The sequence below is a fragment of the Olleya sp. YS genome (genome assembly GCF_029760915.1).
Lineage (GTDB): Bacteria > Bacteroidota > Bacteroidia > Flavobacteriales > Flavobacteriaceae > Olleya.
This window is the reverse complement of the sequence record NZ_CP121685.1, coordinates 172,257-183,922: the sequence shown is the minus strand read 5'-3', so window position 1 is coordinate 183,922 and position 11,666 is coordinate 172,257. Positions and strand designations below refer to the sequence as shown.

At 33.0% G+C, this 11,666-nt stretch carries 6 protein-coding genes; all 6 read right to left on the bottom strand.

Annotation, left to right across the window (positions count from 1 at the left end):
* Nucleotides 1-19 precede the first annotated feature (19 nt).
* Nucleotides 20-2,428 (bottom strand): 3-hydroxyacyl-CoA dehydrogenase NAD-binding domain-containing protein, encoded by a 2,409-nt coding sequence (locus Ollyesu_RS00880; RefSeq protein ID WP_279301934.1) that lies wholly within the window; start codon nt 2,426-2,428, stop codon nt 20-22.
* Nucleotide 2,429: 1 nt separating this feature from the next.
* A complete protein-coding gene (locus tag Ollyesu_RS00875; RefSeq protein ID WP_279301933.1) occupies nt 2,430-2,879 on the bottom strand; it encodes a MarR family transcriptional regulator in 450 nt (149 codons plus the stop codon).
* Between the two features lie 120 nt (nt 2,880-2,999).
* Entirely contained in the window at nt 3,000-4,772 is a 1,773-nt protein-coding gene (locus Ollyesu_RS00870) for an AMP-dependent synthetase/ligase (RefSeq protein WP_279301932.1), read from the bottom strand.
* Between the two features lie 282 nt (nt 4,773-5,054).
* Nucleotides 5,055-5,861, bottom strand: coding sequence for a helix-turn-helix domain-containing protein (locus Ollyesu_RS00865; RefSeq protein WP_279301931.1), 807 nt, complete (start codon nt 5,859-5,861; stop codon nt 5,055-5,057).
* Between the two features lie 62 nt (nt 5,862-5,923).
* The gene (gene purL / locus Ollyesu_RS00860; RefSeq protein WP_279301930.1) at nt 5,924-9,628 is read right to left on the bottom strand and encodes a phosphoribosylformylglycinamidine synthase; all 3,705 of its coding nucleotides are present in this window, start codon (nt 9,626-9,628) and stop codon (nt 5,924-5,926) included.
* Nucleotides 9,629-9,791: 163 nt separating this feature from the next.
* Nucleotides 9,792-11,663 (bottom strand): endonuclease, encoded by a 1,872-nt coding sequence (locus Ollyesu_RS00855; protein ID WP_279301929.1) that lies wholly within the window; start codon nt 11,661-11,663, stop codon nt 9,792-9,794.
* Nucleotides 11,664-11,666 lie beyond the last annotated feature (3 nt).

Below are 11,666 nucleotides of genomic sequence, written 5' to 3'. Positions count from 1 at the left end.
CCCTTTTTACTTTTCGCAACTAGTTGCGAAGTGGTTTTCCTTTGGTTAACATGTGTTGAATACGCTCTAAAGTTTTACGTTCTGTACATAAACTTAAGAAAGCTTCACGCTCTAAATCCAATAAATATTGCTCGCTAACTAAAGTTGGTTCTGATAAATCACCTCCAGCCATGACGTAAGCTAATTTGTTAGCAATTTTCATATCGTGTTCTGAGATGTAGTTAGAGTCTTGCATAGAGTCTGTCCCTACTAAAAACATACCTAATGCTTGTTTACCTAATACTTTTACATCTTTACGTTTTACAGGTTGTGTGTAACCAGAATCTGCCATTAACATAGCGTGTTGTTTTGCTACAGCTATTTGACGGTCTTTATTTACAACCACAACATCTTTTCCTTTTTGTAATAGGTTTAAATCATACGCTTCATAAGCCGAAGTCGATACTTTTGCCATACCTATGGTCAAGAAATGTTCTTGCAAGACATTAAGTTGTACGTCTCCTTTTTGGAAAAGGTCTTGTGCTCTCAAAGCCATTTCTTTAGAGCCTCCACCACCAGGAATAACACCAACACCAAATTCTACAAGTCCCATATAGGTTTCTGCTGCTGCGACAACTTTGTCTGCGTGTAATGATAATTCACAACCACCACCTAAAGCCATACCGTGAGGAGCAGAAATAGTTGGGATAGACGAGTAACGCATACGCATCATAGTGTCTTGGAAGTATTTGATAGCCATATTTAGCTCATCATACTCTTGCTCTGCAGCCATCATAAAAATCATTCCGATGTTTGCACCAACAGAAAAGTTAGCTCCTTGATTACCAACCACTAATCCAGCAAAATCTTTTTCTGCTAAATCAATACCTTTATTTAAACCTGCTAGTACGTCTCCACCAATGGTATTCATTTTAGATTGGAATTCTACGTTAAGGATTCCATCACCTAAATCTTCAATAACAACGCCAGAATTTTTAAATACTTCGTTTGTTTTTCTAATATTATCTAAGATGATGAAACTGTCTTGACCAGGTATTTTTGTTTGTGTTTTAGAAGGGATATCATAGAAATATGTTGCACCTTCTTTTACTGTGTAGAAAGATGTACTACCAGAAGTAAGCATTTCATTTACCCAAGCAGCAGGCTCTAAACCTTCGGCTTTCATTAATTCGATACCTTTTTCTACACCAATTGCATCCCAAATTTGGAAAGGACCATGTTCCCAACCAAAACCAGCTTTCATGGCATCATCAATCTTATACAGCTCGTCTGATATTTCTGGAATACGATTAGATACATATGCAAATAAAGCAGTGAAGCTTTTTCTATAAAACTCACCTGCTTTATCTTTTCCTTTTACTAATATTTTAAATCGGTCAACAACCTTATCGACTGTTTTGGTTAACTCTAATGTTGCAAATTTTGCTTTTTTAGCAGAACGATATTCTAGAGTGTTTAAGTCAAGAGATAATATTTCTTTTTTACCGTCTGCAGACACACTTTTTTTGTAGAAACCTTGTCCAGTTTTGCTACCTAACCATTTGTTTTCCATCATGGTATTGATGAAACTAGGTAATTTGAATAATTCTGAACGTTCGTCATCAGGACAATTTTCTCTAATTCCGTTTGCTACGTGAACTAAAGTATCTAAACCTACAACATCAACAGTTCTAAATGTTGCTGATTTAGGACGACCAATAACTGGTCCTGATAATTTGTCAACTTCCTCGATAGTTAAATCTAATTCTTTAACTGCGTGAAAAAGACTTTGTATACTGAAAATTCCTATACGGTTTCCAATGAAAGCAGGAGTGTCTTTAGCAATAACGGATGTTTTACCTAAGAATTTTTCTCCATATTCATTTAAGAAATCTAAAACGTCTTGATTTGTTTTGGGACCAGGAATAATTTCGAATAACTTTAAGTAACGTGCAGGATTAAAGAAATGCGTTCCGCAGAAGTGTTTTTGGAAATCTTCGCTACGTCCTTCGCTCATGAATTTAATAGGAATTCCTGACGTGTTAGATGTAATTAATGTACCAGGAGTACGGTATTTTTCTAATTTTTCAAATACCTGTTGTTTGATGTCTAATCTTTCAACAACAACTTCCATAATCCAATCTACGTCTGCAACTTTAGCAATATCGTCTTCTAAGTTTCCAGTAGTAATTCGACTTGCAAAAGATGGATGGTAAATAGGAGAGGGTTTAGATTTTAATGAAGCTGTTAAAGCATCATTTACTAATCTGTTTCTAACTACTTTATCTTCTAAAGTTAGACCTTTAGCTTTTTCTTTATCATTTAATTCTCTAGGAACGATGTCTAACAATAAAACATCTACACCAATGTTAGCAAAATGACAAGCGATACCGCTTCCCATAATTCCTGAACCAATAATGGCTATTTTTTTAATTCTACGTTTGCTCATATTATATTATAGATTCTTTAGTATATATTTTTTTATTGGAAATTAACTCGTTTATAGTATCTGAAACTTCATAAAAGTGTTTTAGTTTTTCTTCGGAAACGTGTTCTCTAATAGCTTCATTGAACACTAATACACGCTCTTTTGCATCTTTGCGTTTTTCTTTGCCATATGGTGTTAAGTGAATTAAAACTCCGCGTCCATCATTAGGATTTGGTTTACGTTCTATTAAGTCTAACTCATCCATTCGTTTTAAAATTCTAGAAAGACTTGTGGCTTCCATACCCATAATAGGACCAAGTGAAGTAGAAGGCGTACCATTTTCTGGGTCAATACTTAATAATGTAAAACCAGTTGCCATAGTGGTTCCAAATTTGGCAGCTTCCTCGTTATACATTTTATTGACTGCTAACCATGTGGTTCTGAGTATGTAATCAATGGTTCTATCTTTCATTTGTTATAACGTAATTAATAGTTACATTTCCAAAGATAGTAAAAATTTATTATGCATGCATAATAAATTTAAAATTGTGCATAAAAAAAGCTATCTGTAAATAAGATAGCTTTAGTCAATTTAGCAACGGTATATTTTATCGTACAAATTTTGATAAATACCCTTTATTATGTCTCGTTTCATTTTCATTGTAGGTGTTAAATGTCCACCATCAATTGTCCAGATTTCCGGAGTTAGCTCAAATCGTTTAATTTGCTCCCATTTACCAAAGTGTGTATTACATTGGTCAACTTCTTGTTGTATTCTACTAATGATTTCTTCAGAAGCAGCAATAACAGCATTAGTTTTTTCAATGTTTTTTCCTTTTCTATCTATCCATTCTTGAATAAATTCAAAATTAGGTTGAATAATTGCAGCAGGCATTTTTTCGCCTTCACCAACCACCATAACTTGTTCTATAAATCGAGATTGTTTTAGTTGATTCTCTAATAATGTTGGTATAACGTATTTTCCTCCTGAGGTTTTAAACATTTCTTTTTTACGACCAGTAATTTTTAAGAAACCATCTGGATCTATTTCTCCTTTATCACCTGTATGAAAATAATTGCCAGTCATGACACTTGCAGTTTTTTCTGGGTCTTTAAAATAACCCATCATGACATTTCTACCTTTAATTAAAAGTTCTCCATCCTCAGCAATTTTAACCTCTACACCATCTATGGGTTTACCAACAGTACCTACTTTAAACATATTACCGTCATATTGACCAACAGATACGACTGGTGAGGTCTCTGTTAATCCGTAGCCTTCCATAACTTGCATTCCTGCTGCGCAAAACACGCGGGTTAGTCTTGGTTGTAATGGAGCACTACCAGATACCATAGTGGTTAATTCTCCACCTAGTGCTTCACGCCATTTGCTGAAAATTAATTTGCTAGCAATTTTAAGTTTAAATTCATACCATGCGCCATTTTTGCCATAAGGTTCCCATTGTTCTCCTAAAGCGATTGCCCAATGGAATAATTTGCTTTTTATACCAGTTAAGTCGGCACCTTTAGCATATATTTTATCATAAACTTTTTCTAAAAGTCTTGGTACAACACTCATTAAATTTGGTTTAATTTCTTTAGCGTTGTCACCTATTTTGTCTATACCTTCTGCATAATAAATAGATACTCCTGCGTGCTGATATATATATATAAGGACACGTTCAAAAATATGGCATATAGGTAAAAAGCTTAATACTTTTGGATTTCCTTCTGATAATGGCAATCTTGTCACGCTACTTAATACATTACTGGTTATATTATCATGAGATAGCATAACACCTTTAGGTTTTCCTGTTGTACCTGAAGTATATATAATTGTTGCTAAGTCTTTTGGTTTAACTGCATTTTTTCTAGCTTCTACTTCTTCTTGGTTATTAGTGTCTTTTCCTAATTCGAATAATTCTGAATAATGTTTACAACCTTCAATTTGGTCAAAGCTATACACCTCTTTTACCTTGGTATTAGCTTTAACTTTATTGACTTTGTCTAAAACTTCTTTATCTGATACAAAGCAGTAGATTGATTCGCTATGGTTTAAAACATATTCATAATCTTCTGCAGAAATTGTTGGATAAATAGGTATGTTTTGAGCACCTAATTGTAAAATACCGATATCCATAATATTCCATTCTGTTCTGTTATTGGAAGATATTATAGCGATTTTATCATTTACGTTTACACCTAATTTTAATAATGCTCTACTTACTGCATTGGCTTTATCAAGATACTCTCTAGTAGATGTTTTCTCCCAAACGCCATCTTTTTTTGTTACTAAAGCAGCATCAAGGTTGTATTTTTCTAGTTGGTAATAAGGAAAATCAAAAAGACGTGTAATTTCTATCATTAGTTAATGTGCGAAGTTATTAAGTCTTGCAAAGTATGAAATTTTAAATCTATTTCAAATATAAACAAGAAAAAGGAGCTGTATTTAAACAGCTCCCAGCTAACTGATTGATAGCGTGAATAAATGCTTTGTTGATTTTTATTTAATAACTAACTATTTTTAAATGAATCCCTTAACTTTCATTTAAATTAAATAAAATGCATAAATCCGTTAGCTAAATTATGTAAAAACTTTGATACTTAAGATGTAAAAAATCGTAAAAATTACTTAAAAGTGTAAATATTACCTTTTTAAGTAATTATTTAAAAATTCGTTATCTGATTTGAAGTACTCTGTTGGTTTCTGATTCATAAAGAGCATAAAGTCTTTAGTGAAATGAGATAAATCATAATAACCATAATATTCAATGAGTTGAGATATTGAGGCTTTTTTAGATTCGTATTTCTTCATTAAGTTTAAAAATTTATAAAGTTTTATAAATTTTAAAGGAGTTAAACCTACTATTTTTTTGAATTGTACCTCTAAGTGTTTTTGAGAAATTGGTATAGATTTTAATAATTCGTCTACGTTTATTTTACCTTCCTTATTATAAATAAGTTTAATGGCTTCATCTACAAGTTCTGTATTCTTGTTTTCGAATATTTCTATATTTAAAAGTTGTTTTTCAATTTTTTTTGCTAGTATATTACAATCTAGTTGTTCTTCAAATAATGGGTTTAATAGATTGAATAAATCCAAACTCACTTCTGATAATTTTTCATGTTTATCCGTTAATTTAGAAATATCTCTTTTTAGAAGTTTATATAATCCAGTTGGATGAAAGTTAATTCCAAAATTATAATATGCAGCTTTGGCATTTAGTTGATAGGATTTGTAAGACTGCCCTAAAACAACCAACCCAATATTTTTATAAGTATTGTTTTTTAGGACTATTTCAATAGGAGTAGATGACTTTAAAAAAATAATATGGCACTGGGCAGTTGGTATTACTTTAGAATGTAAAGGTATACTAGAGTTGCCAACATTGAGTTCATAAAAATTGTTTATTAACGGATTATCGTTAACACATTCTATGTATTTAAAATTCATTTATAGAGGGATCTTCTGAATTATTACCCTATAAACGTAAGAAAAATATTATAATCATTAAACTAATTTGTGTTTTTATTTTCAATCCAAAGTCTAGCATTCACAAAAGCCTCTAACCATGGAGAAACTTGGTCTGTCCTTTTGTCTGGATAGTTTGCCCAATTCCATTGAAAAATAGAACGCTCTATGTGTGGCATCATCACTAAGTGACGACCTGTTTTATCACATAACATTGCTGTGTTAAAATCTGATCCGTTTGGATTGGCAGGATAATTATCGTAACCATATTTAGCAACAATATTATAATCTTTTTCAGATTTAGGTAAATGAAATTTTCCCTCGCCATGACTAATCCAAACACCTAATGTTGCATCTTTAAGCGTTGATAACATCACTGAATTATTTTCTTGTACTGTAACTGAGGTAAAAGCACTTTCGTGTTTTTTAGAATCATTATGATGCATTTTTCCGTGCACATCATGCTCTGGATTTATTAAATTTAATTCCATAAACAATTGGCAACCATTACAGATTCCTACAGAAAGTGTGTTGTCTCTCTTAAAGAAATTGTTAATAGCTTTATTGGCATTCTCGTTATATTTAATAGCTCCAGCCCAACCTTTTGCAGAACCTAAAACATCGCTATTAGAAAAACCACCAACAGCTCCTAAAAATTGAATATCTTCTAAAGTTTCTCGTCCAGAAATTAAATCGGTCATATGGACGTCTTTAACATCAAAACCAGCTAAATACATGGCATTTGCCATCTCACGTTCAGAATTACTACCTTTTTCACGTAATATAGCAGCTTTAGGTCTTGATTTGCTTGCTTCTATATTTGGTAAAAGCCCAGTAAAATGTTTAGGAAAGTAGTATTTTAAAGGTTGTTTAGCATAATTCAAGTAACGTATTTCTGCTAAATTATTTGCTGTTTGTTTTTGGTCTAATAAATAAGACGTTTTATACCACATGTCTCTTAATCGCGACACTGTCATTGTAAAAACTTCTGTATTATTAATAATACTTAACACATCTGAATTAGTAACTTTTCCAATATTATGAAACTGAATATTTGCATCAGAAAGTACTTTTTCAATTGATGTATCTTTTGATTGAAACACTATTCCAGAATTTTCAGAAAACAGTACTTTACAAGAATCTTTTTGGTTTAAAGAGGTTATGTCTAATTCTGCACCTAAATTGATGTCTGCAAAACATAGTTCTAGTAAAGTTGTAATTAATCCACCAGAAGCAACATCATGACCTGCTACAATTTGGTTATTATTTATTAATTGCTGTATGGTATTAAATACAGTTTTAACATAAGTTGCCTCTTTAACATTTGGTGTGTTACTACCAACTTTATTTAGTATTTGAGCAAAAGAGCTTCCGCCTAATTTAAAGTCGTCTTGTGATAGATTGATGTAATAAATATTACCTCCATCAAGTTTAAAAACAGGCTCGACTACATTTTTTATATTATTACAATTTGCTGCAGCAGAAATAATAACCGTTCCAGGAGAAATAACTTCTTCATTAGGGTATTTTTGCTTCATAGACAGCGAATCTTTTCCAGTAGGTACATTGATACCCAAGTCTATCGCATATTCTGAAATAGCTTGTACAGCTTCATATAATCTTGCATCCTCACCTTCATTTTTACAAGGCCACATCCAGTTTGCAGATAGTGACACACTTTTTAATCCCTCTTTTAAAGGTGCCCACATAATATTGGTTAATGCTTCAGTAATACTATTTCTACTTCCAGCGATAGGATCTATTAGTCCTGAAATAGGTGAGTGCCCTATAGAAGTGGCAATACCTTCTTTTCCATTATAATCTAAAGCCATAACACCAACATTGTTAAGTGGTAGTTGTAATGGACCAACACATTGTTGTTTAGCAACTTTACCGCCAACACAACGGTCTACTTTATTTGTTAACCAATCTTTACAAGCTACAGCTTCTAGCTGTAATACTTGATCTAGATAGTCGTAGAAATTATCTGGATTGTATGAAATCCCACCATAATTACGGTCTACAGTTACATCTTGCATTATGGTTTTAGGAGAACTTCCAAACATATCTTCTAAAGCTAAATCCATTGGTTTATTACCAGGGGTTTCAGATTCGAAAGTAAATCTGTTATCTCCTGTAACATCGCCAACAGTATATATTGGAGAACGTTCTCGATTTGCAATACGTTGTAAAGTATCTAAATGTTTATTAGCAATGACCAATCCCATACGTTCTTGGGATTCGTTACCAATAATTTCTTTGGCAGATAAGGTTGGATCACCAACTGGTAAAGTGTCCAAATTTATTTTTCCACCTGTATCTTCAACTAATTCTGATAAGCAATTTAAATGTCCACCTGCTCCATGATCGTGAATAGAGACAATATGGTTTTGTTCACTTTCTACCATACCTCTAACAGTATTGGCAGCACGTTTTTGCATTTCTGGATTAGATCGTTGGACTGCATTAAGCTCAATTCCTGTAGAAAATTCTCCAGTATCTGCTGAAGATACAGCAGCTCCACCCATACCAATTCTGTAGTTCTCACCACCAAGAATTACAATTTTGTCACCTTCTTTAGGGATGTCTTTAATAGCCTGATCTGCTTTCCCATAACCAATACCTCCAGCTTGCATGATGACTTTATCGTAACCAATTTTACGATTGGTTCGTTTTTCACCGTTAATAATAGTGCTTTTGCTTTCGTCGTGTTCGAAAGTTAAAACCGAACCGCAGATTAAAGGCTGTCCAAATTTGTTGCCAAAATCTGATGCGCCATTACTAGCTTTAATTAAAATATCCATTGGTGTTTGGTATAACCAAGGACGTGCTTCCATACTCTGTTCCCAAGGTCTATTGTCTTCCAATCTTGAATAAGATGTCATGTAAACCGCTGTTCCAGCTAGTGGTAAAGACCCTTTTCCACCAGCTAAACGGTCTCTAATTTCTCCACCAGAACCTGTTGCTGCTCCATTAAAAGGCTCAACTGTAGTTGGAAAGTTATGTGTTTCCGCTTTAAGCGAAATAACAGAATCAAAACCTTTTTTGACATAAAAATCAGGTATGTCTGCTCGTTTAGGTGCAAATTGTTCGACTGTTGGACCTTTGATAAAAGCCACATTGTCTTTATAGGCTGAAACAATATCGTTGGGATGTTGCTTGGACGTTTCTTTAATTAATTTGAATAATGAAGTCGGTTTTTCAACACCATCGATTATGAACGTTCCGTTAAATATTTTATGACGACAATGCTCTGAATTAACTTGTGAGAAACCAAATACTTCCGAGTCGGTTAGTGGTCGACCTATTTTTTTTGAAACACCTTCCAAATATTCAATTTCCTCTTCGTTTAAGGCTAAACCTTCTTGTTGGTTATAGGCAGCAATATCTTCAATATTTAAGATGGTTTCTGGTTGAATATCAATGGTAAAAGATTGTTGATTTAAACCATTGTATTTTTCAGAAATCATAGGGTCAAAGCCTTTAAAATCTGATGCGCAAGTTTCAAACTCTTCAATTCTAATAATGCCTGCAATACCCATATTTTGGGTAATTTCCACTGCATTGGTACTCCATGGAGTAATCATAGCAGCTCTAGGACCAACAAAAAAAGCATCTAATGATGCTTGTTCTATTTTTGGCTGGTTGCCAAATAACCATATCAATTTAGAGATGGTTTGCGTTGATAATTCTTTTGTTGCTTGAACAGCAAAGACTTTGCTGTTTTGGTTTCCGAAGAAATGAATCATTATATTTTAGTTTGAGTGTTGTTTTTACAAGTCACAAATTTAAGTTTTTTAGTTAGAATAGCTTATAAAAATTTCAGCTTAATTTAAGAGTTATTCACTAGGTTTTAAACATAAAAAAAGCGACTAAAAGTCGCTTTTTTCTATATGCAATTTGTATAATGAATTATTCTTTAATTAGTTTTTTAGTGATAGTACCGTTGCTGTTATTTAACTTTAAAATATACACACCTTGGTTAAGCGATGACACACTTATTTTATTATTATTAGGTGTAATAGTACCTGTTAAAATTTTCTTTCCTAAAATATTGTAAATTTCGAAACGTGTGTTTTCAATATTTTCAATAGTCAAAAGGTTTCCTTTAATTGGATTAGGATAGATTTTAAATTTATTTATGCTAACATCTACTGTGCTTAAAGTTGATTGTGTGTGTTGACCTAAGTCATCACAAGTGTTTGATGCAAAAGAATCCCACTCGTTTAAATCAAATACTGTATTTCCTCCAGCTACAGTAGATTTTCTGACCAAAGTTGTATTTTGAGCATAAGTAGAATTATCTCCTAAAGTTCCTAAAATGTCTATAAGTGTTCCATTTTTAAATAGTCCAATAGCGTCATTACCGTTAAATCCAGTAATGGTGTTATTAGAATCATCTACAGCTCCTGTACACACTGCTAAACTACCATTTCCGATAACATAAACATCATTGTTAGTAATGGATGCACCACCAGGAAAATTATATGTTCCAGTCCATGATGCGTTACCATTAGAACTAATTCTTAATTCATAGATAGATAAATCTGTAATATCAGTACCTGTAAAGTTTGCAATCTCTAAAGCTTTGTTGTTACTAGATCCCTCAATATATTCCGAAAAGAATAAATCACCACCACCAGAGCTTCCTGCTAATGTTGTTTCTGAAGCAGAAGTACTTAATGCAGACATATTACCTGCTGCGTCTTTTGCTAAAATCGTAAAACTATAAGTAGTTTCTGGATTTAATCCAGTTACGGTGTAAGTAGTATTATTTGATCCAGTATTGGTGTATAAAGCTCCTCCAATATATATGTCATAACTAACAACACCTACGTTATCTGTAGACGCTGTCCATGCCAAGTCCACAGTTGTAGCAGTTGGATTAGAGGCTACTAAATTAGTTGGAGTAGTTGGTGCTTGTGTATCTGCTGTAGGATTCCAAATAGCATTTACATACTCTGGATGATCAATAAAAGGGTTTCTATTATTTTGTATTGCAAAGATGGCATTATTTCTATCAATTTCTCTTTGCGACACAGGATCATTATTGTGCCATGTTAGTAACAAATCTAAAAAGGCATCAGTAAATACTTGATCACTTGTATTATTAAACATGTCGTAATTATAACCTGCTACAGTGCTTTCATAACGTGTTGCAAAATAAAAATGCATTCTGGCAATATCTCCTTTAAATTCATCAATAGGTTCAAAAACAGTTCCTGAATAACCAACAACAGCACTTGACCCTCTTTTAGATCCATTAGAATATGGCATAGGACTTGGAGTAGCTACAACTCCAAAAGGAAAACTACCACGTTGTCCATTGATGTATTTATCTGTTGGCACCACAAAGTGTGCATCAGAACGCATTGGTGAAGCACTTCCAAAAGTAGATTGCGGAATGATATGCTCTCTGTTGTAAAATTGTCCTTCAGCTGTTCCTCCAGTTCCCATATCTTGTTGGCTTGGATTTGAATTATAGAAAAATTCGTGTATATCTGCACCAGTTGGGTTCTCTGTATACATATCTAACATAGATCCATTGTTTTCGTAATATAAATCAACATCAGATGTTAAATAGGTATTATAAAGTGCACCATAACCTGGATCTGTAGAGATGTATTCTGGAGATAGTCCATCATTGACGTTATTAATAATGTCTTTTAACTGTGTTTTTAGCGTATATTCTGTTCCAGTAGCACTACTATAATAGTTTGCTGGCACTTGCGCGAAAGTGAACGTTGAAATTAATACAGTTAATAGTAAGTAAATGTGTTTCATAAT

What these genes read in the sequence shown, in the direction of transcription:
- Ollyesu_RS00880 (WP_279301934.1), bottom strand. Translation starts at nt 2,428, where the DNA reads ATGAGCAAACGTAGAATTAAAAAAATAGCCATTATTGGTTCAGGAATT.
- Ollyesu_RS00875 (WP_279301933.1), bottom strand. Translation starts at nt 2,879, where the DNA reads ATGAAAGATAGAACCATTGATTACATACTCAGAACCACATGGTTAGCA.
- Ollyesu_RS00870 (WP_279301932.1), bottom strand. Translation starts at nt 4,772, where the DNA reads ATGATAGAAATTACACGTCTTTTTGATTTTCCTTATTACCAACTAGAA.
- Ollyesu_RS00865 (WP_279301931.1), bottom strand. Translation starts at nt 5,861, where the DNA reads ATGAATTTTAAATACATAGAATGTGTTAACGATAATCCGTTAATAAAC.
- purL (WP_279301930.1), bottom strand. Translation starts at nt 9,628, where the DNA reads ATGATTCATTTCTTCGGAAACCAAAACAGCAAAGTCTTTGCTGTTCAA.
- Ollyesu_RS00855 (WP_279301929.1), bottom strand. Translation starts at nt 11,663, where the DNA reads ATGAAACACATTTACTTACTATTAACTGTATTAATTTCAACGTTCACT.